The following is a 24,622-nucleotide window of genomic DNA, read 5'->3' as shown; positions in this document are numbered from 1 at the left end:
GCAACGCCGCTCGAGCCCGGGGGAATCCACGATCGACAAGAATACGCGGCATCGCCCGCCCGGATCATCTACCCGCCGGTAACAAAACTCGTGCGTACGCGCCCTCCACCGGAAGCGAGACCGGGGGAGGGCGACAGTAGGTACTCCGACTAACATCGGCGAAATGACGGATTCGACGACCGGCGCGACGGTGAGCGCACCCGACGACCCCGGCTACTCCGCGTGGCGCACAGCGGCCGCGGCGGTGCTCGCGAAGGGGCGCAGAATCGACCCCGCGGACCTGCCCGCGGGCCCGGAAGAGCTTCTCCGGGCCACGACGTACGACGGCGCGGAGGTGGCGCCGCTCTACACCGCGGCCGATGAGCGGCCCGAGCAGCCCCTGCCGGGCGGCTTCCCCTACGTGCGCGGCGGCGACGCCACCCGCGACGTCACCGTCGGCTGGCTGGTCGACGCACGCTTCGGCGGCGGCAGCGACGACGCGGCCGGTGCTGCGGCACTGAACGAACGGATTCTCGACGCACTGGCGAACGGCGTCAGCGCGGTCACGCTGGCGATGGGCCCCGGGGAGATCGCTCCGGGCGACCTCCCGGCAGTGCTGCGCGGCGTGCACCTCGATCTGGCCCCGGTGGCCCTCGATGCGGGAGTCGCGACCGCCGACGCGGCCCGCGCACTGTTCGCCCTGCTCGACGACGCGCCCGCGGAGCGTCCCGACGCCGTCCGCGCGAGCCTGGGGGCGGCGCCGCTGAGCGACCTGTTCACCTCCGGAAGCGAGAGCACCGGCGCCGACGCGCTGGCCGTGCTCGCCGCGGACGCGCACGCGCGCCCGGCGCCATCCGCTCCGTCACCGTCGACGGCACCGCCTTCCACCACCGCGGCGCCTCCGACGCGCAGGAGCTCGGCGCGGCGATCGCCGCCGGCGTCGAGCACATGCGCGACCTGACCGCGCGCGGGCTCACGACCGCTGCCGCCCTCGGCCAGATCGAGTTTCCGGCTGGCGGCGACCGACGACCAGTTCGCGTCCATCGCCAAGTTCCGCGCCGCGCGCCGCCTGTGGGCGCGGGTGGCCCAGGTGCTCGGGGCGCCGGAGGCCGGCGCGGCGCCGCAGCACGCGGTGACCTCGGCCGCGATGCTCAGCCGCCGGGATCCGTGGGTGAACATGCTGCGCACGACGCTCGCCACGTTCGGCGCCGGCGTCGGCGGGGCGGACAAGGTCACCGTGCTGCCCTTCGACGCCGCACTGCCCGCCGGCGCGCTCGGCACCTCCGAGTCGTTCGCCGGCCGCATCGCGCGCAACACGCAGCTGTTGCTGCTCGAAGAGTCGCACCTGGGCCAGGTGCTCGACCCTGCGGGAGGGTCCTGGTACGTCGAGTCGCTCACCGCCGACCTCGCGCGCATCGCATGGTCGGACTTCCAGCGGATCGAGGCCGACGGCGGCTTCCGCGCGGGCGTCGCGTCGGGGTCCCTCGGCGGACGCATCGACGCCCTGGCCACGCGCCGCGAGGCGGACATCGCCCACCGGGCCACCGCCGTGACCGGGGTCAACGAGTTCCCGAACCTCGACGAGCCGGTGCCGGCGCCGGGAGAGCCGCGGCTGGCCGGGGTCCGCCGCTACGCCGCCCCGTTCGAGGCGCTGCGCGACCGCTCGGACGCGCACCTCGCCGCGCAGGGCGCCCGGCCGCGGGCCGTGCTCGTGGCGCTCGGGCCGCTGTCCGAGCACAACGTGCGCACCAGCTTCGCCTCGAACCTGCTGGCCTCCGGCGGCATCGCCGCCGAGAGCACCGGCACCGTCACGGCGGACTCGCTCAGCGACGCGCTCGCATCGCTCGGCGACACGGCGCCCGCCGTCGCCGTGATCTGCGGCACCGACGCCCGCTACGCCGACGAGGCGCCGGCCACCGCGGCCGCCCTGCGTGCGGCCGGGGCCGGCAAGGTCCTGCTGGCCGGGCCGGAGAAGGCATGGCCGCACGAGGCGGGGGAGCGCCCGGACGGCTTCCTGACCATGAAGATCGACGCCGTCGAGACCCTCGCCGGCCTCCTCGACGCGCTGGGAGTGAAGTGAGCATGACCGACACGCAACAGGTTCCTTCGTTCGCGGACGTCCCACTCGAGGCGCCCGGCGCCGCTGAGACGCCCGGCGCCGGCGACGCCGCCGGCATGATCCGGGCGGGCGCCGAGGCGCACGGCTACTCCGCGGAGCAGGTCACCTGGTCGACGCCCGAGGGCATCGACGTCAAGCCGGTGTACACCCGCGCGGACCGCGACGAGGCCGTCGCCGCGGGATACCCCCTCGACTCGTACCCGGGCGCCGCGCCGTACCTGCGCGGCCCGTACCCGACGATGTACGTCAACCAGCCGTGGACCATCCGCCAGTACGCGGGGTTCTCGACCGCGGCGGAGTCCAACGCCTTCTACCGGCGCAACCTCAAGGCCGGCCAGAAGGGCCTGTCGGTGGCCTTCGACCTGGCCACCCACCGCGGCTACGACTCCGACCACCCGCGCGTGCAGGGCGACGTGGGCATGGCCGGAGTGGCCATCGACTCGATCCTGGACATGCGCGAGCTGTTCGAGGGCATCGACCTGTCCAAGGTGTCGGTGTCGATGACGATGAACGGCGCGGTGCTGCCGATCCTCGCCCTGTACGTGGCGACGGCCGAGGAGCAGGGCGTGCCGCCGGAGAAGCTGGCCGGGACCATCCAGAACGACATCCTCAAAGAGTTCATGGTCCGCAACACCTACATCTATCCGCCCAAGCCGTCGATGCGGATCATCTCGGACATCTTCGCGTACACGTCGACGAAGATGCCCAAGTACAACTCGATCTCCATCTCCGGCTACCACATCCAGGAGGCCGGCGCCACGGCCGACCTGGAACTGGCCTACACCCTCGCCGACGGCGTCGAATACATCCGCGCCGGGCTCGACGCCGGGCTGGACATCGACGCGTTCGCGCCGCGCCTGTCGTTCTTCTGGGGCATCGGCATGAACTTCTTCATGGAGGTCGCCAAGCTGCGCGCGGCGCGGCTGCTGTGGAGCGAGCTCGTCGCGCAGTTCGAGCCCAAGAACCCCAAGTCGCTTTCGCTGCGCACCCACTCGCAGACGTCCGGCTGGTCGCTCACCGCCCAGGATGTCTACAACAACGTGGCCCGCACCTGCGTGGAGGCCATGGCCGCCACCCAGGGGCACACCCAGTCGCTGCACACCAACGCGCTCGACGAGGCGCTGGCGCTGCCCACCGACTTCTCGGCGCGCATCGCCCGCAACACCCAGTTGCTGATCCAGCAGGAGTCCAACACGGTGCGGCCCATCGACCCGTGGGCGGGCTCCGACTACGTCGAATGGCTCACCCACCAGCTGGCCGAGCGGGCGCGTGCGCACATCCGTGAGGTCGAGGAGGCCGGCGGCATGGCGCAGGCCATCAGCGAGGGCATCCCCAAGCTCCGCATCGAGGAGGCCGCCGCCCGCACCCAGGCCCGCATCGACTCGGGCCGGCAGCCGCTGATCGGCGTCAACAAGTACCGCGTGGACGCGGACGAGCAGATCGAGGTGCTCAAGGTCGAGAACTCGCAGGTGCGCCGCGAGCAGCTGGACAAGCTCGCCCGGCTGCGCGCCGACCGCGACCAGGACGAGGTGGACGCGGCGCTGGCCGACCTCACCCGCGCCGCCGCCGAATCCGAGCGCGCGGGCGACGACGGTCTGGGCAACAACCTGCTCGCCCTCGCCATCAAGGCGGCGCGGGCCAAGGCCACCGGCGGTGAGATCTCCGACGCGCTCGAGAAGGTCTACGGTCGGCACCAGGCGGAGATCAAGACGATCTCCGGCGTGTACCGAGACGAGGCGGGTTCCGTGGGTAACATCTCCGACGCCATCGCGGTGGTCGACCGGTTCGCCGAGGCGGAGGGCCGGCGCCCCCGCATCCTCATCGCCAAGATGGGCCAGGACGGGCATGACCGCGGCCAGAAGGTGATCGCCACCGCATTCGCCGACCTGGGCTTCGACGTCGACGTGGGCCCGCTGTTCCAGACGCCGGAAGAGGTCGCCCAGCAGGCGGCGGACAACGACGTGCACGCCATCGGCGCGTCGTCGCTCGCCGCCGGGCACCTTACGCTGGTGCCCGCGTTGCGCGCCGCGCTGGAGAAGGTGGGCCGGCCGGACATCATGGTCATCGTCGGCGGCGTCATCCCGCCCGGCGACTTCGATGAGCTCTACGCCTCCGGCGCCGAGGCGATCTTCCCGCCCGGCACGGTCATCGCCGACGCCGCGGCGGAGCTGCTGACCAAGCTCGGCACGCGGCTCGGCCACGAACTCACCGACGCTGCGGCCGGGGGCGAGTGATCCGGCCGATGTCTGCAGCACCATCGCGCCCGGCCATCGACGTCGGCGCCCTGGCGGAAGGCATCCGGAACGGCCGCCGGGCCGACCTGTCCCGCGCGATCACCCTCGTCGAGTCGGCCCGGGTGGACCACCGGGCCCTCGCACAGGAGCTTCTGATGGAGCTCCTGCCCGAGTCGGGCGGCGCGCACCGCGTCGGCATCACCGGCGTTCCGGGGGTGGGCAAGTCCACCTTCATCGACGCGTTGGGAAGCCACCTGATCGAGCAGGGGCACAAGGTGGCCGTGCTGGCCGTGGACCCGTCATCGACCCGCACCGGCGGCTCGATCCTGGGCGACAAGACCCGGATGGGGCGGCTGTCCGCCAGCCCCGAGGCCTACATCCGTCCGTCGCCCACCGCCGGAACGCTCGGCGGGGTCGCCAAGGCCACCCGGGAGACCATCGTCCTGCTGGAGGCGGCGGGATACGACGTGGTGCTGGTGGAGACGGTCGGCGTGGGCCAGTCCGAGGTGACGGTGGCGAACATGACCGACATCTTCTGCTTCCTCACACTCTCGCGCACCGGCGACCAGCTGCAGGGCATCAAGAAGGGCGTGCTGGAGCTGGCGGACCTGGTGGCGGTCAACAAGGCCGACGGCAAGTTCGTCATCGAGGCCAAACGCACAGCGCGCGAGCTCGCCGGCGCGCTGTCGCTGGTGCACCCGCACGACGCACTGTGGCAGCCGCCGGTGATCACCATGAGCGGACGCGAGGGCACGGGCATCGACGAGTTCTGGAACACCGTCGAGCAGCACGCCCAGGTGCTCAGGGACGCCGGCGAGTTCGAGGCCAAACGCGCACGCCAGCAGGTGGACTGGACGTGGTCGATGGTGCACGAGCAGCTTCTGGACCGGCTGCTGCACAACCCCGGGGTCCGTGCCGCGCGCGGCGACGTCGAAGAGCGCGTGCGGGCGGGCACACTCACCGCGGCGCTGGCGTCGCAGGCGATCCTCGACGCGTTCGACGGCCGGTAAGCCCGGTACTCCGGCGACGGCACCGCCCGCGGACGGCACCACGACCGTCCGCGGGCGGTGCTGTTTCCGACGCGAGCGGTTCTGCGCCCCGCGGGCGATTCCGTGCCGAGCGTGCGCACCGTTCAGCAGGCTGCGAGCGGCGCGATGCGGAGTACGCGAGTCCTTCCGCATCCCGCGAGCGCGTCTCCGCGGACAACCAGGTGAATCGGCGTGCGGCGCGCAGACCGGCCCGCGGGTGGCGGAGCGGTGTGCGGGTTGCAGCCCGGCTCGCAGACCGACGAGGTTCCCACCGTGGGCCACAGCTCCCCGCCTACGGCACAACGCAAACGGCCCCGGATCAGGGATCCGGGGCCGTTTGCGTCTGTCTCAACTCAGAGTGCGCGAGGGGGGACTTGAACCCCCACGTCCATTAATAGGACACTAGCACCTCAAGCTAGCGCGTCTGCCATTCCGCCACTCGCGCTTGCGCACTCATCCGTGCTCACACAACGTACCAGATGGACCTTCCTGGACCGACCCGCACCTGCACGAGCAGTGGACGACCGCAGCAGACAAAACGGGCACCTGCCATCGTTGCCGACTGTGCACCGGCGACGGCTGTGCCCGATCCCCGTTGCCGGGGATTGCGCTTGCTGCCGGATCAGAGTAACCGATGCCCGAGGCGAATCCCAAATCCGGTGGTCGCCGGCGGCAGGGCGTGGCCGACTACGGAGCGCGGGCGCCGCTCTCGGCCCCGGGTGGTAGGAAAGGGGGCGTGGACGCGGACAATCCTGGACTGGAACAACCTTCCGGCAACGGCACCGAGGCCGCGGCGTCTGCCGCGGCGGCGGAGGTCGTCGACCTGGTGAGCCGGCTCATCCGGTTCGACACCACCAACACCGGCGAGCCCGAGACGACGATGGGGGAGCGCGAGGCGGCCGAGTGGGTGGCTGCGCAGCTCGAGGACGCGGGTTTCGCCACCACCTACGTCGAATCCGGCGCCCCCGGCCGCGGCAACGTTTTCGCCCGTCTCGAGGGCGCGGACCCGGAGCGGGGCGCCCTGCTGCTGCACGGGCATCTCGACGTGGTCCCTGCCGAGGCCGCCGACTGGCAGGTGCACCCGTTTTCCGGCGCGGTGCAGGACGGCTACGTCTGGGGCCGCGGCGCGGTGGACATGAAGGACATGGTCGGGATGATGCTGGCGCTGGCGCGCCAGTACAAGCGGGCCGGCGTCGTCCCTCCCCGCGACATCGTGTTCGCCTTCCTGGCGGACGAGGAGGCCGGCAGCACGTTCGGCGCACAGTGGCTCGTGGAGCACCGGCCGGACTTGTTCGACGGCGTCACGGAAGCCGTGGGCGAGGTCGGCGGCTTTTCGCTGACCGTCCCGTCGCGTGCGGGCGGCGACAGGCGGCTGTACCTGGTGGAGACGGCGGAGAAGGGCTTGTGCTGGATGCGCCTGACGGCGCGTGCCCGTCCCGGCCACGGTTCGTTCCTGCACGCGGACAACGCGGTGACCGCGCTGGCCGCTGCCGTGGCCCGGCTCGGCGCGCACGAGTTCCCGCTGGTGGTGACGGAGTCGGTCGCCGAGTTCCTTGCCGCCGTCTCGTCCGAGACCGGATACGACCTGGACCCTGGTGCCGACGACATCACCGGGCGGCTCGACAAGCTCGGCAGCATCGCCCGGATCGTCGGCGCCACCCTGCGTGACACCGCCAACCCCACGATGCTCGCCGCCGGGTACAAGGCGAACGTGATCCCGCAGACCGCGCAGGCAGTGGTGGACTGCCGGATCCTGCCGGGGCGGCGCGCCGCGTTCGAGGCCGAGCTCGACGAGATCCTCGGCCCCGACATCGAGCGCGAATGGATTACCAGCCTCGATTCATACGAGACCACCTTCGACGGGGACCTGGTCGACGCCATGAACGCGGCGATCCTCGCGCACGACCCGCAGGGCCGGACGGTGCCCTACATGCTCTCCGGCGGCACGGACGCGAAGGCCCTGGCCACGCTGGGGATCCGGTGTTTCGGGTTCGCCCCGCTGCAGCTGCCGCCGGAGCTCGACTTCGCCGCGCTGTTCCATGGTGTCGACGAGCGCGTCCCCGTGGATGCGCTGCGTTTCGGCACCCGGGTGCTGGACCATTTCCTGCGGCACAGCTAGCGCCCGAGACCTGTCCCGCAGGCACCCCGCCACCGTGAACGACCCCTACCGCATGGAAGGAACCGCTATGAGCCGCAATCCCTATGACGACCTGCCGAAGCTGCCCGGCTTCACCCTGACCTCCGAGGATGTGGCCGACGGCGGACCGCTGGCCCGCGCCCAAGTCAGCGGGATCATGGGGGCCGGGGGCGACGACGTCTCGCCGCAGTTGGCATGGTCGGGTTTCCCCGCCGAAACCAAGAGCTTCGCCGTGACGGTCTACGACCCCGACGCACCCACCGCCGCCGGATTCTGGCACTGGGCGGTGGCGGACATTCCGGCCGCCACCACGTCACTCGCCTCCGGCGCGGGCGACGACTCCGGCTCCGGCCTGCCGGACGGCGCGATCCAGTTGCGCAGCGACGCGGGTGCCGCCCGATACATCGGCGCCGCCCCGCCCGCCGGCCACGGGCCGCACCACTACTACGTCGCCGTGCACGCGGTGGACGTGGAGAGCCTGGGCCTCGATGCCGACGCCACGCCGACCGTGCTGGGATTCAACCTGTTCTCCCATGCCATCGCCCGCACCTACATCGTCGGCACCTACGAGCAGAACTGACGCAGGGGCCTTCCGGGGCTCAACCCCTCCGCCCGCTCAGCCCATCCGCCCGCTCAGCTCATCCGCCCTCGTCCCGGGCGTCGGAACACCGGCCCCGGACGGGGGCGGATGTGCGCGTCGATCCGGTGGATCGCGCCGTCGCCGCGCACCTCGAACTCCTCGGTGATGTGCGCGATCACGAGGTTCAGCCCGAGCAAGGAGGTGTCGACGACGTAGCGTGTCCGCACGGTGTCGCCCTCACGCCACGCGGTGACGTCCCGGACCCCGGAGATCACCCGGAACTGCGGACCGCGCTCGAGGCTCCGGACGATGTGCGCACCGCTGCGCCCCGTCTTCACGCCCACCTCGTAGCGCACCGCGCCGGGTGCGAGCCGCACGTCCGACGCGTCATGCGACACCAGCGCATCGATGTAGGCCCGCGCGGCCGCGATCCGCTGTTCGGTCGTCGCGTCGCCGCTGCCGGCCGCGGGTTCCGTGCCTCCGGTCATCGGCCTGCCTCCGTTTCCGTCTCCGCCGCATCATCGGCCCTGCGGGCCGAGGCGCTGTCGCTGTCCACGGCATCGGTGCCCACGGCGTCCGCGATCGACGTGAACCCGGCCGTTCGCACCCGCGTGGCGAGGCCGCGGTGGATCCGCCGCATCCAGAAGGGGCCGCCGTAGATGAAGCCCGTGTACCCCTGGAGCAGCGACGCGCCGGCGGTGATCCGCTGCCAGGCCTGCTCCGCGCTGAAGATGCCGCCGACCGACACGATCACCAGGCGGTCGCCCACCCGCGCGTGCAGCCGCCGGAGCACCTCCAGCGACCGGTCCGCGACCGGCGCGCCGGAAAGCCCGCCCGCGCCGATCCGTTCCACCTCGGCCGCCGGGGTCGCGAGCCCCGCCCGCGAGACGGTCGTGTTCGTCGCCACGATCCCCGCCAGCCCCAGTTCCACGGCCAGGTCGGCGACCGCGTCCACGTCCGCGTCGGCCAGGTCGGGGGCGATCTTGACCAGGACCGGCGTCTGGGCGACGTCGAGCACGGTCTGCAACAGCGGCCGCAGCGAGTCCACCGCCTGGAGGTCCCGCAGCCCCGGCGTGTTCGGCGAGCTGACGTTGACGATGAGGAAGTCGGCCAACGGCGCAAGTAGCGCGGCGCTGTAGCGGTAGTCGTCGGCGGCCTCGTCCACCGGCACCGCCTTGGTCTTGCCGATGTTGATGCCGATGGGCACACCGCCGCGGCGCGCCCGCAGCCGCACCGCCGCCGCGTCGGCGCCCTCATTGTTGAAGCCCATGCGGTTGACCAGTGCCCGGTCGGCGGGGAGACGGAACAGCCGGGGCGCGGGGTTGCCGGGCTGGGCACGGCCGGTGACCGTGCCGACCTCGGCGAATCCGAAGCCCATCGGCCCCCAGGCGGCGACCCCCTCGGCGTTCTTGTCGAAGCCCGCGGCCAGACCCAGCGGAGCGGGGAAGTCGACGCCGAACACCCGCGTGCGCAGCACCGGGTCGCGGGAGGACAGCACCCGCGCGATGAGCGGGCCGACGAGCGGCAGCGCCGTCGCCACGCGGATGGCACGGAAGCTCAGGTGATGGATGCGCTCGGGGTCGATGAGGAACAGCGCGCGCAGCACCAGCGCGTACAGCCGCCCGCTCATCGGATCTGCTCCGGGCTGATGCGTGCCACGCCGCCGTCGCGGCCCGAGCCGACGTACACGGCGCCGTCCGCGCCCACCGCCACCGAGGTGGGGAATGCGACGGTGGGGTAGCGGTGCTTCTCCACCGGCTCGCCGGTGGACAGATCGAAGGCCGCCACCTCGTCGGTGCCGGTGAAGGTCACCCACACCAGGCCGCGCGCCGGGTCCGCCGCCAGCGCCGCCGGCGACGCGCCGATGGGCGCGAGCTGCCGGTTGATCAACGGGTCGAGCCCGTAGACGAGCATCTGCCCGCCGTCCGTGTCCAGGGCGATGACGCGCCCGTACCCGTCCGAGACGATCCGCGTGGCCCCCTTGCCGACGCGCAGCGCCGCGCCGTGCTCCCCGGTGGCCGGATCCACCTCGGTCAGCGAGGTCTGGTGCGCGTCCAGCACCAGCAGCGCGTCACCCGACGCCGCCAGCGAGTCCGCGGAGACGAAGCCGGTGACGGTCCTGTCGACCGACAGGTCGTCGCCGAGGATGTACACGGTGCCGTCCGCGGTGCCGACGGCGTAACCGCCGCCCGGCAGGCCCGTGGCGGAGATCGCGTCCCCGTCGATGTGCGCCGTGTCCGTCGCGCCCGTGGCGAGATCCACCCGGAGCAGCGCGCCGGGCGCCGGCACGAGGACGACCGGCGGCGCCGGCCGCCCGTCCGCGTCGGCGACGCGCGTCATCGGGGCCGCGTCGTCCGGGACTTCGATGACGCGCCGCGGGTCGGCCGGCGCGTCCACCGCGTACACGGCGATGGACGACGGTGCGGCGGACTGCACCGCGAGCAGCCCGTCACCGTCGCCGTCGCCGCCGGCGACGGCGAGCGCCTGCACGTCGGCGGTACCGACGATGACGTCGCCTGCCGGCGCCTGCGCGGAGCCGGGGCCTGCCACCGGCGTGGCGGGCACGCGCGTGGGCACGTCCGGCCGTCCGCCCGACGAGCCGCACGCGGTGAGCGCGAGCAGCGTCGCCGCGGCCAGTGCGGTGGCCGCGGCCACGCGTCCCGCTCCGGGTGCGCGGCGGCCCCGCAGGGGGAGGAATCCGCCGCGCATCACGCCCGCTGAGTCAGTGGACCTGTGTCCGGTCACTATCGTCGTCACCGCCTGCATCCGTGTGCTGGAACAATCCGTGTGCTGGAACAATCCGCCGTCGCCGGGGCGCTCCGCCCGCACCGGCCGCGGCGCTCCGGGTGGGCCGCGGGCCGTCCCGACCGGGGTGACGGTGCACCGGGGCGGCCGGCGATCACATAGAGTCTGCCTGTGACCGAAACGGAGTAGGCGCTGCACGGGGCAGGACGCGCGGATCCCGCACACGAGGATACGGGCGCGCCTGCCGCAGACGACTCCGCCCCGCACACGAGCACGCTGGGAGACGAATGAGCACGGGCGATCCAGCGGCGGGCCCCCCGCCGGACGACGACGCTGCGGCGGAATCGTCGTTCGTCATCGAGGACCTCTCCTCGGGCCCGGCCGCGCACGGGTTCGGCTCGTACGGCGGCCGCGACTTCGCTTTCCAGGTGCGACGCACCGCCCTGCGGCTGGAGCTCTACCGGGCGGGGCGCACGGAGCCGGTCCCCGGTCCCGACGACGTCGTCGCGGTCGCCGAGCTCCCTGTGACCGACGTCGACCTGGACGACGCCCGCAGCGTCACCGCACTGGTCCGCGATGCGCTCGCGGAGGCGGAACGCACCGAGCAACCGGAGGGGCAGCATCCCACCGTCGTCCGCACGCTGCTCGGAAAGCTGGGGTCTGTCATCGATGGCATCTGAAAGCCCGGCCCCCAGCGCGGCCCGGCCCGCCGCCGAGGGCGAGGCGACGCGCGGCAAGGGCCGCCGCGAACGGGCGAGCCTGCTCCGACTGCTGCGCACGCACTTGCGCCCGTACACGCCGCTGCTGATCGGGGTGGTCGTCCTCGAGATATTCGCCGCGGCGATGGCGCTGTTCCTGCCCACGCTCAACGCACGGATCATCGATGACGGCATCGCCCGCGGCGACACGGATTTCATCCTCCGCGCCGGCGGGCTGATGCTGCTGGTGACCGTCGCCCAGGCCCTCGGCGCCGTCGGCGTGGTGTACTGCGCGGCGAAGGCCGCCACCAGCGTGGGGCGCGATCTGCGCTCCGGCCTCTACCACCAGGTGTCGACGTTCTCGGACCGCGAGTTCGCCCAGTTCGGCACGCCCTCGCTCATCACGCGCAACACCAACGACGTCCAGCAGATCCAGATGCTGGTCATGATCAGCGCCACCATCTTGACCACGGCCCCCATCATGTCGATCGGCGGCGTGGTGATGGCGCTGCGCGAGAACGCGCGGCTGTCCTGGCTGCTCGTGATCTCCGTGCCGCTGCTGCTCGGCGTGGTCACCGCGATCATGGCGCTGATGGTGCCGCTCTACCGCCGGATGCAGGCGCGGATCGACGGGGTCAACCGGGTGATGCGCGAGCAGCTCTCCGGCATGCGCGTGGTCCGCGCGTTCGTCCGCGAGCAGCTCGAACGCGACAAGTTCGACACCGCCAACAACGACCTCACGTCGGTGGCACTGTCCGCGGGCAGGCTGTTCGCCCTGATGATGCCCGCCATCATGATCATCTCCAACCTCACGAGCGTCGCCGTGCTCTGGTTCGCCGCGCACCTGATCGACGACGGCCAGATGCAGGTCGGCCAGATGACGGCGTTCATCGCGTACGTCATGCAGATCCTCTCCTCAGTGATGATGGCGGTGGTCATGGCCGTACTCGTGCCGCGCGCCGCGGTGAGCGCCGAACGGATCAGCGAGGTGCTGCGCACCGAGTCCTCCGTCCGCGACCCGCACGAACCACAGACGCCGTCCTCGCCCAGGGGCGTCGTCGCGTTCGAGGACGCCGGATTCGGCTATCCCGGCGCGGAGGAGCCGGTGCTCTCGGGCCTGAATTTCCGCTGCATCCCCGGCACCACGACGGCCGTGGTCGGCAGCACCGGCAGCGGCAAGACCACGCTGCTGTCGCTCGTGCCGCGCCTGTTCGACGTCACCTCGGGCTCGGTGCTCGTCGACGGCGTCGACGTGCGCCTCCAGGACCAGGACGCCATGTGCAAGCACATCGGGCTGGTGCCGCAGCGCGCGTACCTGTTCTCCGGCACCATCGCGTCCAACCTGCGCTTCGGCAAGCCCGACGCCACCGAGGAAGAGATGTGGGAGGCCCTGCGGATCAGTCAGGCCGATGAGTTCGTCCGCGCACTGTCGGAGGGCCTGGAGGCGCCGGTCTCGCAGGGAGGCACCAACTTCTCCGGCGGCCAGCGCCAGCGGCTCACCATCGCGCGTGCCGTGGTGCGGCGCCCCCGCATCTACCTGTTCGACGACTCCTTCTCCGCGCTCGACCTGAGCACCGAGGCGGCGCTGTACCGGGCGCTGGGTGAGGCCCGCGGCGACGCGACCGTCATCACCATCAGCCAGCGCGTCGCCCGTATCGCCCAGTCCGACCAGATCGTGGTGCTCGAGGACGGCCGCGCCGTGGGGGTGGGCAGCCACCAGGACCTGGTCGTGGAATGCCCCACGTACTGGGAGATCGTCCAATCGCAGCAGCCGACGGAGGTGGAGCCGTGAGCGCACCAGCAGCCATGCCCGGGGCGCCCGGGGCCGCCGCCGGCGCGGCGCAGAAGCCCCAGCATTTCCGGCAGACCTTCCGGCGGCTCATCGGCGAGCTGGGCCCGGAGAAGCTGCGGTTCTTCACCGTGCTGCTGATCTCCGTCATCGGGATCGGCATGAGCGCGGTGGCCCCGCTGATCATGGGCCGCGCCACCGACGTGCTGTTCTCCGGCGCCATCAGCCGCACCCTGGCGCCGGGCACCACCAAGGAACAGGCCGTGGAGATCCTGCGCAGCCAGGGCGACATGACCAAGGCCGACATGGTCGCGAACATGGACATCACGCCCGGCGCCGGCATCGATTTCGACGCGCTCACCCGCATCATCCTGCTGATCCTGGCGTTGTATGTGGTGGCGGCGACGCTGTCGTGGGCGCAGGCGTACCTGCTCAACACCGTCGTGCAGAAGACCGTGTACCGGCTGCGCCGGAAGGTCTCGGAGAAGCTGCACCGCATGCCGCTGCACTATTTCGATTCCACCCCGCGCGGCGAGGTGCTCAGCCGGGTCACCAACGACGTCGACAACATGCAGACGGTTCTGGGGCAGACGATCAATCAGTTGATCACCTCGGCGCTCACGGTGGTCAGCGTGCTGGCCCTGATGTTCTTCCTCTCGCCCCTGCTCACGCTCATCGCGCTGGCCTCGATCCCCGTGTCGCTGCTGCTGGTCACCATCGTCGCGAAGAAGGCGCAGCCGTTGTTCCGGCAGCAGTGGGCGGAGACCGGGCGTCTCAACGCCCACATCGAGGAGACCTACAGCGGTCACGCCCTGGTGCGCGTGTACGGACACCAGAAGGAGATGGAGGGCCAGTTCACCGAGGTCAACAGCGCCTTGGTGAAGAGCAGTTTCGGCGCGCAGTTCCTCTCCGGCATGATCTCGCCGATCATGTCGCTGGTGTCCAATCTGATGTACGTGGTCCTGGCCGTCGTGGGCGGCCTGCGCATCGCGAACGGCACCATCAGCCTGGGCAGCGTCCAGGCGTTCATCCAGTACTCGCGCCAGTTCAGCCAGCCGATCAACCAAATCGCGTCGATGGCCAACCGGATGCAGTCCGGCCTGGCGTCCGCCGAGCGCGTGTACGGAATCCTCGACGCGGAGGAGATGTCCCCCGAGACGGCCATCGAGGAGGGCGGACGCCACTCGGCCGCCGCCCGGTTCCTCGGCGGCGCCCCGGTGCGCGGGCACGTGCGCTTCGACGACGTCGCCTTCCGCTACAACGAGGACACCCCGCTGATCGAGGACCTGTCCTTGGACGTCGAGCCCGGGCGCACCGTCGCCATCGTGGGCCCCACCGGGGCCGGCAAGACCACCCTGGTCAATCTCATCATGCGCTTCTACGAACTGCGCTCCGGCTCCATCAGCATCGACGGGGTCGACATCACCGACATTCCGCGCGACGCGTTGCGGGCGCGCATCGGCATGGTGCTGCAGGACACGTGGCTGTTCGAGGGGTCGATCCGCGACAACATCCTCTACGGCGACCTGAACGCCACCGAGGAACAGATACTCGAGGCGGCACGCGCCACCTTCGTCGACAGCTTCGTCGCGCACCTGCCCGACGGCTACGACACCCTCATCACCGAGGACGCCGGCAACGTGAGCGCCGGCCAGAAGCAGCTCATCACCATCGCCCGCGCGTTCCTGGCGTCGCCGTCCATCCTCATCCTCGACGAGGCCACCAGTTCGGTGGACACCCGCACCGAGGTGCTGCTGCAGGAGGCGATGAGCGCGCTGCGCAGCGACCGCACGAGCTTCATCATCGCCCACCGCCTCTCGACGATCCGCGACGCGGACCTGATCCTGGTGATGGAGCACGGCGCGATCGTCGAGTCCGGAACACACGACGAGCTGGCCGCCGCCGACGGCGCCTATGCGCGGCTGTACTCGGCCCAGTTCGCCGGTTCGACCGCCGGCTGACCGACCTCCGGGGACGGCCCGTGGCCCGGGCGGCGGGGCACGATGAGCGGGCGCCCGCCGTGCGGGTGCGGCAACACGTCCACCGGGTGCCGATACACCGCGCTGAGCAGCGCCTCGGTGAGCACCTCGTCCGGGGGGCCGTCGGCCGCGGTCCGGCCGCCGGCGAGCACTATCACGCGATCCGCGTAGGCGGCGGCCAGGCCCAGGTCGTGCAGCACCACGACCACGGCCGCGCCCGCCTGCGCACGTTCCGCGGCGATCCGCATCACCGTCTCCTGGTGGCGCAGGTCCAGCGCCGCCGTCGGCTCGTCGAGCATGATCGTGGGGCATTCCTGCGCCAGTACGCGGGCCAGCGCCACGCGCGCCTGCTCGCCGCCCGACAGCGTCACGAAAGAACGGTCGCGGAAAGCGGCCACATCACAGATGTCCAGCGCCTCGGCGACCACCGCGTCGTCGTCCACCGACCTGTCGGTGCGGGCCCAGGGGGCGCGCCCCATGCGGACGATCTCGTCCACCGTGAAGCCGAATCCCACGCGATGCTGCTGCGGCAGCACCGCTCGCCGCCGAGACAGCTCGCGGGCGGACCAGTCCCGTACCGGCTTGCCGTCGATGACCGCGCTGCCCGCCGAGAGCGGAAGATCCCCCGACAGCGCCGCGAGCAGGGTGGACTTGCCGGCGCCGTTGGGCCCTACCAGCGCCAGCACCTCGCCGGCCGTGACGTCCACGTCCACGTCGGCCAGAATCGCGCGCTCGCCGCGGGCCACGCCCAGACCGCGGGCCTGCAGCAGCACCCGCCCGCCGGCCTGCAGCTGCGCCGCGTCCTCGCTGGCGGCCGCCCGCGCGCGGCGGGGATGCAGGACGTCCGCGATCCTCATGACCACCCTCCTTGCGACCTGCGGGTGCGGTGGAGCAACCAGAAGAAGAACGGGCCGCCCACCAGCGACGTGAGCATGCCGAGCGGAAGGTCGGCATTGCTCACCAAGGTACGGGCGCCGATGTCGGCGGCGAGCAGGACCACGGCGCCGCCGATGGTGCTTGCCGGGATGAGCATGCGGTGCGACGGGCCGATGAGCATGCGGAAGGCGTGCGGCACCACGAGGCCCACGAAGGCGATGATCCCGGTGAAGGCCACGCCGGCGGCCACGAGCACGCCGACGATGACGATGGCCCACCGGCGCACCCTTTCGACGTCCACGCCCAGGTGCCGCGCCGGCCCCTCGCCGAGCGCCAGCAAGTCGAGCTTGCGGGCCAGGAGCATCGAGCCGACCACTCCGGCGACGGCGAGCGGCGCCACCACGCCGACGGCGTCCCAGTCGGCGCCACCGAGGGTGCCGAGCTGCCAGAAGACGATCTGCTCGCGGGCGGCGGGGGAGGCGACGAAGGTGAAGTACGCGATGAGACCGCCGGCGACGGCGTTGACCGCGACGCCGGTGAGGATCACGGTGACCACTTCGGTGCGCCCGTCGGCCCGCGCCAGCCCGTACACCAGCAAGGTGGTGCCGAGGCCCCCGGCGAACGCGGCCGCGGCGATCGCCCAGCTGGACGAGAAAGTGCCGCCGATGAGGATGACCGAGCTCGCCCCCACGGCCGCGCCGGCGGAGACTCCGATGACGCCGGGCTCGGCGAGCGGGTTGGCGAACACGCCTTGCAGGACGGCGCCCGCGCACCCGAGGCTGGCGCCCACGAGCATCGCCAGGACGACGCGGGGGAAGCGGACCTCCCACAGTGCCGCGTCGCCGTTGGGGTGGGCCGGCATGGCGAACCAGTCGATGCCGACCCGGTGCAGGATCGACCCCACCACCTCGCCGGGGTCCACGGGCACCTGGCCCAGGCAGGCCGCGAGCACGGCCAGCACCACCAGCGCGACGCCCGTGGTCGCGAGCACGATCACGGTGCGCCGGCGGCGCGGATTGCGCGTCCCCGGCGCCCCCGGCACCGGGGGCGCGGTGCGGTCCGCGGTCGCCGTCACCGGGCCTGCTCGCCGTAGAGCGCCTCGGTGAGGGCGCGGATCACCTTGCCGGTGGACGGCCCGTAGCTGAGGAGCACCGCATCGTCCATATCGATCACCCGCCGGTTCTCGCCCGCCGGGGTCTGCTTGATGCCCGGCATCTGCACGAGCCCGTCGACGCCGCCGACCGACTGGAGCCCGCCGGACATCATGAGGATCACGTCGGGGGCGGCGACGATGAGCGCTTCGGCGGTGACCGGCGTGTAGGCGGCGGTGAGCCCCGACGCTGTGCCCGCGTCGACCCCGCCCACCGCGCGGATGATGTCGTCCGCGCCGCTGCCGGGGCCGCCCAGCATCGAGATCGCCGCCCCCCGCTGGTACAGGAACGCGATGGTGGGCGGATCCTGCGTCTCCGGCACCGCGGCGAGCGCCTGGTCGATCTGCTGCTGCGTGCGCTCGGCGAGCGCGTCGCCGGCCTCGGGCACGCCGAGCGTGCGGCCGACGTCGCGGATCATGTCGGCGGTCGTGTCCAGGGTGCGCTCGCCGTCGAAGAAGACCACCGGGATGCCCGCGGCACGGATCTGCTCCTGCACGGCATGGGGGCCGATGCTCGAGTCGGTCAGCACCACCGTGGGGCGCAACGCCAGGATGGCCTCGGCGTTGAGCGAGTGGCCGCCGGGGGTCACGTTGGGGATGTCGGCGGCGGCCGGGAAATCGGTGGCGGTGTCGCGGCCGACCAGGTTGCCGCCCAGGCCCAGAGCGAAGACCGTCTCGCCGAGAGTCCCGTACTGGTCCACCGCGACGATGCGGTCGGCGCTCGTGACCGTCACCTCCGCGCCGTCCTCCGAGGTCACGGTGACGGGCAGTTGCGGCGACGGGGGCGGGCCGATCGGCTCCGGGTCGAGTTCGCCGATGGAGGCGGTGACCGCACCCGCGCCACCGGTGTCCGCGCCGCCGGATGCGCCGCATCCTGCCGCCAGCACGGCGAGCACGGCGACGAGCAGGGCGAACCCCCTCGTCGTCATACGGCCCGCCTGCGGACCGACAGGGGAGCGGTCCGCGCGCCGGCGGCCGGGGCCGGTCCTCGATCTCACACTGCGGCTCCGTTCCGCGCGAACCGGCCGCCGAGGTCGGCGAACAGGTCTCGGTTCAGCCGGAACGCGTCGGCCACCTCGGCGATGAACCGTTCGGATTCCGCATCGTCGATCGGCAGAGCGTCCATCTTGGCGCGGTAGCCGTCCTTGTACGGCTTGGGCTTGGCGATCGCGTCGAAGATGTAGAAGCGCACGCCGTCGGTGTCGTATCCGTAGGTGCGCGACATCTTGGTGCGGATGATCTGGCCGCCGGAGAGGTCCCCGAGGTAGCGCAGGTAGTGGTGGGCGACGAAACCCGCGGGCCAGGTGGCGACGACCTCGGCGATGCGCTCCACGTACCGCTCCGTGGCCGGCAGCATCGCGATCGACGACCGCCAATGCGCGCCGCGGTGATGCTCCAGGTCCTGCTCAAGCCCCTCGAGCCGCAGAAGCGCGTCGTCGAGGAAGGGATCCACCAGAGCGTTGCCGGCCAGCGTCCGTCCGCCCGCCTCCAGCGCGCGGTAGATGAACCAGCTCTGCGCCTCGAGTTCGACGTAGGCCGCCTCCGGCAGCGCGCCGTCGAGGAGATCGGCCATGAACGAGGAGGACTCGGCGGCGCGGTGCGCCTCGTCCGTGCGGCTCTTGACCAGCGCCGCGAGGCCGTCCGCGCGCGCGGTGTCGTCAATGGTCATGTCGTTCTCTCCCCTGTCACGGTCGTCCAACTGCAACTAGGTTAGCCTAGCCTTCAGTATCCGACGAAGCGAGGATTCCCATGCACCGTTCCCAGACTCTCCTGCGCCGCGCCGCCGCAGCGACCGCCGTCGCCGCCGTCGCCGCCGGATCGCTCTTGGCCGTGAGCACGGCCGCGGCCGCCGACCCGGCGGTGTCCGGTCCGCAGCTGACCGTCAGCCAGACCGACGGGTTGGCGGCCGGGGAGAGCGTCACCGTGCAGGGCAGCGGGCTCGACCCCCAGGCCGGCTACTACGTGGCCACCTGCGTGACCGGCACGACGGGGCCCGCGGGACCGGAATGCTCCGGCGACCGCGCAGTGCCCGGATCGCAGCTGTGGGTGTCCAATGGGCGGGGCGCGACGACGCCGATCGCCCCCGACGGGACCTTCACCGCGGAGCTCAACGCCGTCGCCGCCGGCACGTCCATGAGCGGCGCCCCCGTCGACTGCACCGAGTCGGACTGCTCGATCACCCTGTTCTACGACCACCGCAACGGCTTCGGCACCGTCGCCGACGTTCCGGTCACGTTCACCGCAGCCGCCGCGGCGGGCGCGGTGGGAACGGAGGCGCACGCCAGCGGGCACAGCACCGGGGGACAGGCCGCAGAGGACGCGGGGGCCCAGAGTGCGGACGACCAGGCTTCGGCAACGGGCTCCGACAGCTCGTCGGCGGTCGTCTGGTGGACCGTCGGCGGAGTCGTCGTCGCGCTCCTCGTGATCGGCGGCATCGCCGTCGCCGTCCGCCGGCGCGGGCAGCAGGGCTCCTGACGGCCGGAGCCCCGGCCGCGCGACACTGCCGGCCGGGGCCATCCGCTCAGGCAGTTCTATCCGCTCACGTCGTCGAGCGCGGCGGTGATCGCGGGCGGCAGCGTGAGATCCGCCGCCACCAGCACGCCCGTGAGCTGTGCGATGTCCCGGGCTCCGACGATGGCGCTGCCCACGCCCGGTCGGTCGCGGATCCATGCGAGAGCCACCGCCAGCGGCGACGTGCCCAGTCCGTCCGCCGCGGTGACCACGGCGTCGATGACGCTCACCGCGTCCTCATGCAGGTAGGCCTGGACGATCTCCGCCCGTGACGCATCGGCGCCGCGCGAGTCGCTGGGCACGCCGTCCCGGTACTTCCCTGTGAGCACCCCGCCGGCCAGGGGCACTGCGGCGAGCAGCCCCATGCCGTGGTGCAGCGCGGCGGGGACCAGCTCCTCCTCCACGCCGCGGGCCAGGAGCGAATACTCTGCCTGCGCCGCCACCATGTGCGAGGCACGGGCGCGGCCCGCCACCGTCGCAAGCTGCCAGCCGAAGTGCCCGCGCACGCCGGTGTAGCGCACCCGGCCGGTGCGCACCGCGTAGTCACAGGTGTCGACGATCTCGCCCACCGGGGTGCGACGGTCCCACGCCGCGACCTGCCACAGGTCCAGGTGGTCGGTGCCCAGGGCGAGGAGGGTCGCATCGAGCTGGTGGAGCAGGGTGCGGCGCGAGCAGTCGACGCGCTCGCCCACCGGGGCGGACGGCACGATGCCGGCTGCGCTGCTCAGGACCAGGTCGCGGCGGGGCACCACGTCCTCGAGAAGCTCTGCGAGCACGGCCTCGGCGGCACCGTCCCCGTAGGCGGGGGAGGTGTCGACCAGCGTGCCGCCCGCTTCGGCGAACGCGCGCAGCTGTCCGGCCGCCTCGTCCCCGGCGGTCTCCCGCCCCCAGGCGAGCGTGCCCAGTCCGAGGCCCGACACCCGCAGGCCGCTGCGGCCCAGATTCGTCTCCTTCACGCCGCACGCCTGTCCGGCGCGGCCGCTCGTCGGTCCACTGCACTCCCCTCGGCTCCGTCGTCACCGTCCGCGCGGTACGGCACGGTCGGTGCGGCGCGGACCAGAGCACCCTAACCCGGGCTCGCGGGCGCACGACCCGCGCCGCGCCGAGCGCATAGGGTGGCGGTCATGACGGTGATCCTGCTGCGCCACGGACGCTCCAGCGCCAACACCGCGGCCACCCTGGCGGGCCGCACCCCCGGGGTCGGGCTCGACGAGACGGGCCGCGCGCAGGCCGCCGAGGCCGCGCGGCGCCTCGGCGGCCTGCCCATCGCGGCCATCGTCTCCTCGCCCCAGCAGCGTTGCAGGGACACCGTCCTCCCACTGTCCGAGGCGGTCGGCGTACAGCCACGCACCGAGGACGCACTGGCTGAGGTCGACTACGGCGAATGGACCGGTCGCGCACTGGCCGAGCTCGTCAAAGAACCACTGTGGCGGGTCGTGCAGCAGCAGCCGTCCGCGGCCACGTTCCCCGGCGGGGAATGCCTGGCGGCCGTGCAGGCGCGCAGCGTGGCGGCGATCCGGTCGCACGATGCACGCCTGCGCGCCGAGCACGGCGACGATGTGCTGTGGGTGGCCTGCACCCACGGGGACGTGATCAAGTCGATCCTGGCGGACGCCCTCGGGATGCACCTCGACGGATTCCAGCGCATCGCGACGGTGCCGGCGGCGATCAGCGTGATCCGCTACACCGACGCCCGCCCGATAGTGCAGCATCTGAACGACACCGGATCCGCGCTCGACGGGCTCGCGCGACGCCCGCGGGACCCGCAGGAGGGCGCGCCGGAATGCCCGGACGACGGCCGCCGTTCCCCGGACGGGGCGCCCGCGACGCCCTCGCCGGCCGACGGCGTCCCCGGCGGCGAGATCTGAGCGGGGCTGCCATGACCGATCGCGATCGCAGGCCATAGATTGGAGGTGCCATGTCACGTGCCATTCACATCTTCCGCAGCCCGGACCGTTTCGTCGCGGGGACGGTGGGCGAGCCCGGTGACCGCGCGTTCTATCTCCAAGTGAGCCAGGACAACCGGTTGGTCAGCGTCCTGCTGGAGAAGCAGCAGGTGCAGATCCTGGCCGAACGCATCGGCGCGCTGCTCGGCGAGGTCCACCGGCGGTTCGGCGCGGAGCTGCCGCCGACGGATGTCGCCGTGGACGACCTGGAGCCGCTGCAGATGCCGGTGGACGTGGAGTTCCGCGTGGGCACGATGGGCCTGGGCTGGGAGGCGGACGCCGGTGCGGTGGTCGTCGAGCTGCTCGCGGTGACGGAGACGCCGCTGGACGAGTCGGTGGTGCTCGACGACACCGACGAGGGCCCCGACACGGTGCGGGTGTTCCTGGCGCCGACGGAGGCGCGGCAGTTCTCCGCGCGCACCGAGCTCATCGTCGATGCCGGCAGGCCCCCGTGCCCGCTGTGCGGCAGGCCGCTCGACCCCGCCGGCCACATCTGCGCCCGCACCAACGGCTACCACCGCGGCATCGACCTCAACGACCTGCAGAAGCCGGACGACGGACAATGACGGCGCCCGCACCCCGGGACGCCGCGTCCGCCGACGTCGATCCGGCCCCTCTCGAGAGCGCACCGATCGAGATCATCGGCCGGCTCACCACCGCCAGCAACGCCACGTTCCTGTGCCGCCTGGGCGGGCCGGGACGGGAGGCCCGCTGCGTCTACAAGCCGGTGCTGGGGGAGCGGCCGCTCTGGGACTTCCCCGACGGCACGCTCGCCGAGAGGGAGTACGCGTCGTACCTGATCAGCGCTGCGCTGGGCTGGGGGATCGTTCCGCGGACGGTGCTGCGCGGCGGCCCGCACGGCTGGGGGATGGTGCAGGAGTGGGTCGAGGCGACAGCGGGGTGTGAAGCACCGACGGGGCGGGCGGACGGCGGCCGCGACTCGGAGGACTCCCTCGCCGAGAACCCCGCCGTCGGGGCTTCCGTCATCGAGGACTCCGCCACCGACCTGGTGGACCTGTTCCCGGCGGACGCCGTCCCCGCCGGCCACCTGGCCGTGTTCGCGGCGGAGGACATGACCGGCCGCCAGGTGGTGCTCGCACACGCGGACGACGAGCGGTTGCAGCGGATCGCTGTTCTCGACGTGGTGCTCAACAACCCGGACCGCAAGGCCGGCCACATCCTGTGCGCACCCGGTGGCGGCCTGCGCGGCGTCGATCACGGCATCTGCCTGCACAGCGAACCCAAGCTCCGCACCGTGCTCTGGGGCTGGGCGCACCGGCCGGTACCGGACGCTCTGCTCGCAGATGTCGCCGCGCTCGGCGACGATCTCCGGAGCCGCACCTCCCCGTTGGCCGACGCCCTCGACGCGCTGCTCACCACGACGGAGGTCGATGCGCTGGCGCGGCGCATCGCACTGCTGGTGGAATCGGGCGTGCACCCGGGACCCACCGCCGCCCGCGCCATCCCCTGGCCGCCGTTCTGAGCACCTGGCCCCGCATGCGCTCGGCGCGTGCCGGCACGGCGCAGCGGCGCACGCGGTCGGCCCGGCCGCCGACGTCGGCCGGCGCGGGACCGCTTAGGCTGGTGCATATGCAGTCCTGGTCCGATGTCGCCGTGCCCGCTGTCCCCGGCTCCGGCCCGCCGCTCCGTCTCTACGACACCGCCGACCGCGCCGTGCGCCCCGTCGCCCCCGGGCGGGTGGCCGGCATGTACGTCTGCGGGATCACCCCCTACGACGCGACGCACATGGGCCACGCGGCGACCTATCTGACGTTCGACGTGATCGCCCGGGTCCTGCGCGACAACGGTCACGAAGTCCACTACGTCCAGAACGTCACCGACGTGGACGATCCGCTGTTCGAGCGTGCCGCGCGCGACGGCATCGACTGGCGCGCGTTGGGCGAACGCGAGACCGAGCTGTTCCGCACCGACATGGCGGCGTTGCGCGTGCTGCCGCCGCGCGACTACATCGGCGCCGTGGAGTCGATCGACGAGGTCATCACCATGGTGGAGAAGCTCCTGGCCTCCGGCGCCGCCTACGTGGTGGACGACCCGCAGTACCCCGACGTGTACTTCAGCATCGACGCCACCGAGCAGTTCGGGTACGAGTCGGGGTACGACCGCGCCACGATGGACAGGTTCTTCGCCGAGCGCGGCGGCGACCCCGACCGCCCCGGCAAGCGGCACAGCCTGGACGCGCTGCTGTGGCGCGCGCGCCGCGAGGGCGAGCCGTCGTGGCCGTCCCCGTTCGGCGACGGGCGGCCCGGCTGGCACATCGAATGCTCCGCCATCGCGCTCAACAGGATCGGCGGCGGTGTCGACATCCAGGGCGGCGGCAGCGACCTCATCTTCCCGCACCACGAGTTCTCCGCGGCACACGCCGAAGCCGCGACGGGCGAACGCCGCTTCGCCCGGCACTATGTGCACACCGGGATGATGGGGCTGGACGGCGAGAAGATGTCGAAGAGCCTCGGCAACCTCGTGCTCGTCTCCCGACTGCGCGAGGCGGGGGAGGATCCGATGGCGCTGCGTCTGGCGCTGCTCGACGCGCACTACCGCACCGACCGGTTCTGGACCGAGGGCCTGCTCGACACCGCGCGTGCACGGCTGCGGCGGTGGCGCGCCGCGGCGAGCGCCCAGGCGGGACCGGCCGCGGAGGAGACCGTGGCGCGGCTGCGTCAGCACCTGGCCGACGACCTCGACACGCCGAAGGCGCTGACGGCGGTGGACGCGTGGGCCGCGGATGTCGAGGCCGGCCTGGGGAGCGACGCCCAGGCGCCCGCGCTCATCGCCGACGCGGTCGACGCCCTGCTCGGCGTGCGGCTGACGCGATAGCGCGCCCCCGGCCGGC

20 protein-coding genes, 1 tRNA gene and 1 pseudogene are annotated in these 24,622 nt (G+C 72.3%); 13 read left to right on the top strand and 9 right to left on the bottom strand.

Annotation, left to right across the window (positions count from 1 at the left end; all coding sequences use genetic code 11):
• The first annotated feature begins 163 nt into the window (after positions 1-163).
• The 3 genes and pseudogenes from H4F70_RS10325 (at position 164) to meaB (ending at position 5,342) form a co-directional block, all read left to right on the top strand.
• A pseudogene (locus H4F70_RS10325) lies at positions 164-2,059 on the top strand (methylmalonyl-CoA mutase family protein).
• A gap of 2 nt (positions 2,060-2,061) precedes the next feature.
• The gene (scpA, locus tag H4F70_RS10320; RefSeq protein WP_182357128.1) at positions 2,062-4,332 is read left to right on the top strand and encodes a methylmalonyl-CoA mutase; all 2,271 of its coding nucleotides are present in this window, start codon (positions 2,062-2,064) and stop codon (positions 4,330-4,332) included.
• Positions 4,333-4,340: 8 nt separating this feature from the next.
• Positions 4,341-5,342 (top strand): methylmalonyl Co-A mutase-associated GTPase MeaB, encoded by a 1,002-nt coding sequence (gene meaB / locus H4F70_RS10315; RefSeq protein WP_182357127.1) that lies wholly within the window; start codon positions 4,341-4,343, stop codon positions 5,340-5,342.
• Between the two features lie 377 nt (positions 5,343-5,719).
• Here meaB and H4F70_RS10310 read toward each other — a convergent pair.
• Positions 5,720-5,805 (bottom strand) — tRNA-Leu (locus H4F70_RS10310).
• A gap of 312 nt (positions 5,806-6,117) precedes the next feature.
• On the opposite strand from H4F70_RS10310, the gene H4F70_RS10305 reads away from it, so the two are divergent.
• Positions 6,118-7,479 carry a M20/M25/M40 family metallo-hydrolase gene (locus tag H4F70_RS10305; RefSeq protein WP_235681532.1) on the top strand — a complete coding sequence of 454 codons (1,362 nt, stop codon included), beginning with the start codon at positions 6,118-6,120 and terminating at the stop codon, positions 7,477-7,479.
• Positions 7,480-7,546: 67 nt separating this feature from the next.
• The gene (locus H4F70_RS10300; protein WP_182357125.1) at positions 7,547-8,077 is read left to right on the top strand and encodes a YbhB/YbcL family Raf kinase inhibitor-like protein; all 531 of its coding nucleotides are present in this window, start codon (positions 7,547-7,549) and stop codon (positions 8,075-8,077) included.
• Positions 8,078-8,130: 53 nt separating this feature from the next.
• Here the strand turns inward: H4F70_RS10300 and H4F70_RS10295 are convergent, their stop codons facing one another.
• The 3 genes from H4F70_RS10295 to H4F70_RS10285 are packed head-to-tail and all read right to left on the bottom strand — an operon-like array spanning position 8,131 to position 10,732.
• The gene (locus H4F70_RS10295; RefSeq protein WP_182357124.1) at positions 8,131-8,565 is read right to left on the bottom strand and encodes a DUF8021 domain-containing protein; all 435 of its coding nucleotides are present in this window, start codon (positions 8,563-8,565) and stop codon (positions 8,131-8,133) included.
• The gene (locus H4F70_RS10290; protein ID WP_182360320.1) at positions 8,562-9,695 is read right to left on the bottom strand and encodes a quinone-dependent dihydroorotate dehydrogenase; all 1,134 of its coding nucleotides are present in this window, start codon (positions 9,693-9,695) and stop codon (positions 8,562-8,564) included. The genes H4F70_RS10295 and H4F70_RS10290 overlap by 4 nt, the downstream gene beginning before the upstream one ends.
• Before the next feature lie 8 nt (positions 9,696-9,703).
• Positions 9,704-10,732: an NHL repeat-containing protein gene (locus tag H4F70_RS10285; RefSeq protein WP_182357123.1), complete on the bottom strand. Its 1,029-nt coding sequence runs from the start codon at positions 10,730-10,732 to the stop codon at positions 9,704-9,706.
• 377 nt (positions 10,733-11,109) lie between these two features.
• Between H4F70_RS10285 and H4F70_RS10280 the strand changes: the two genes are divergently transcribed.
• From H4F70_RS10280 to H4F70_RS10270, 3 genes are read left to right on the top strand one after another with little or no spacing between them, the layout of a single operon-like run.
• Positions 11,110-11,502 (top strand): hypothetical protein, encoded by a 393-nt coding sequence (locus tag H4F70_RS10280; protein WP_182357122.1) that lies wholly within the window; start codon positions 11,110-11,112, stop codon positions 11,500-11,502.
• Positions 11,492-13,312 carry an ABC transporter ATP-binding protein gene (locus H4F70_RS10275; RefSeq protein ID WP_182357121.1) on the top strand — a complete coding sequence of 607 codons (1,821 nt, stop codon included), beginning with the start codon at positions 11,492-11,494 and terminating at the stop codon, positions 13,310-13,312. Before H4F70_RS10280 ends, H4F70_RS10275 begins: the two co-directional genes overlap by 11 nt.
• Positions 13,313-13,326: 14 nt before the next feature.
• The gene (locus H4F70_RS10270; protein WP_220471821.1) at positions 13,327-15,270 is read left to right on the top strand and encodes an ABC transporter ATP-binding protein; all 1,944 of its coding nucleotides are present in this window, start codon (positions 13,327-13,329) and stop codon (positions 15,268-15,270) included.
• On the opposite strand, the gene H4F70_RS10265 is transcribed toward H4F70_RS10270, so the two are convergent.
• From H4F70_RS10265 to H4F70_RS10250, 4 genes are all read right to left on the bottom strand, one after another.
• Complete coding sequence (locus H4F70_RS10265) at positions 15,222-16,139, bottom strand: heme ABC transporter ATP-binding protein (protein ID WP_372497545.1); 918 nt, start codon at positions 16,137-16,139, stop codon at positions 15,222-15,224. The genes H4F70_RS10270 and H4F70_RS10265 overlap by 49 nt on opposite strands.
• Positions 16,140-16,141: 2 nt before the next feature.
• Complete coding sequence (locus H4F70_RS10260) at positions 16,142-17,239, bottom strand: FecCD family ABC transporter permease (protein WP_372497542.1); 1,098 nt, start codon at positions 17,237-17,239, stop codon at positions 16,142-16,144.
• Positions 17,236-18,243 (bottom strand): heme/hemin ABC transporter substrate-binding protein, encoded by a 1,008-nt coding sequence (locus H4F70_RS10255; protein ID WP_182357118.1) that lies wholly within the window; start codon positions 18,241-18,243, stop codon positions 17,236-17,238. Before H4F70_RS10255 ends, H4F70_RS10260 begins: the two co-directional genes overlap by 4 nt.
• Before the next feature lie 65 nt (positions 18,244-18,308).
• Complete coding sequence (locus tag H4F70_RS10250; RefSeq protein WP_182357117.1) at positions 18,309-18,983, bottom strand: biliverdin-producing heme oxygenase; 675 nt, start codon at positions 18,981-18,983, stop codon at positions 18,309-18,311.
• Positions 18,984-19,063: 80 nt separating this feature from the next.
• Between H4F70_RS10250 and H4F70_RS10245 the strand changes: the two genes are divergently transcribed.
• Positions 19,064-19,789, top strand: coding sequence for a neocarzinostatin apoprotein domain-containing protein (locus H4F70_RS10245; protein WP_182357116.1), 726 nt, complete (start codon positions 19,064-19,066; stop codon positions 19,787-19,789).
• Positions 19,790-19,845: 56 nt separating this feature from the next.
• On the opposite strand, the gene H4F70_RS10240 is transcribed toward H4F70_RS10245, so the two are convergent.
• Positions 19,846-20,781, bottom strand: coding sequence for an aldo/keto reductase (locus tag H4F70_RS10240; protein ID WP_182357115.1), 936 nt, complete (start codon positions 20,779-20,781; stop codon positions 19,846-19,848).
• 168 nt (positions 20,782-20,949) lie between these two features.
• Here H4F70_RS10240 and H4F70_RS10235 point away from each other — a divergent pair, with 168 nt between their 5' ends.
• From H4F70_RS10235 to mshC, 4 genes are all read left to right on the top strand, one after another.
• On the top strand, positions 20,950-21,693 hold the full coding sequence (locus H4F70_RS10235; RefSeq protein ID WP_182357114.1) for a histidine phosphatase family protein: 744 nt from the start codon (positions 20,950-20,952) through the stop codon (positions 21,691-21,693).
• A 50-nt stretch (positions 21,694-21,743) separates the two neighbouring features.
• The gene (locus tag H4F70_RS10230) at positions 21,744-22,337 is read left to right on the top strand and encodes a DUF3090 domain-containing protein (RefSeq protein WP_182357113.1); all 594 of its coding nucleotides are present in this window, start codon (positions 21,744-21,746) and stop codon (positions 22,335-22,337) included.
• Positions 22,334-23,254 (top strand): SCO1664 family protein, encoded by a 921-nt coding sequence (locus H4F70_RS10225; protein WP_182357112.1) that lies wholly within the window; start codon positions 22,334-22,336, stop codon positions 23,252-23,254. The genes H4F70_RS10230 and H4F70_RS10225 overlap by 4 nt, the downstream gene beginning before the upstream one ends.
• 107 nt (positions 23,255-23,361) lie before the next feature.
• Positions 23,362-24,606: a cysteine--1-D-myo-inosityl 2-amino-2-deoxy-alpha-D-glucopyranoside ligase gene (gene mshC, locus H4F70_RS10220; RefSeq protein ID WP_182357111.1), complete on the top strand. Its 1,245-nt coding sequence runs from the start codon at positions 23,362-23,364 to the stop codon at positions 24,604-24,606.
• The last annotated feature ends 16 nt before the right edge of the window (positions 24,607-24,622 follow it).

It is taken from the genome of Tomitella gaofuii (assembly GCF_014126825.1).
In the GTDB taxonomy this organism is placed as follows: domain Bacteria; phylum Actinomycetota; class Actinomycetes; order Mycobacteriales; family Mycobacteriaceae; genus Tomitella; species Tomitella gaofuii.
Note: the sequence above shows the minus strand (reverse complement) of the source record. Positions and strands in the feature narration are given on the sequence as shown.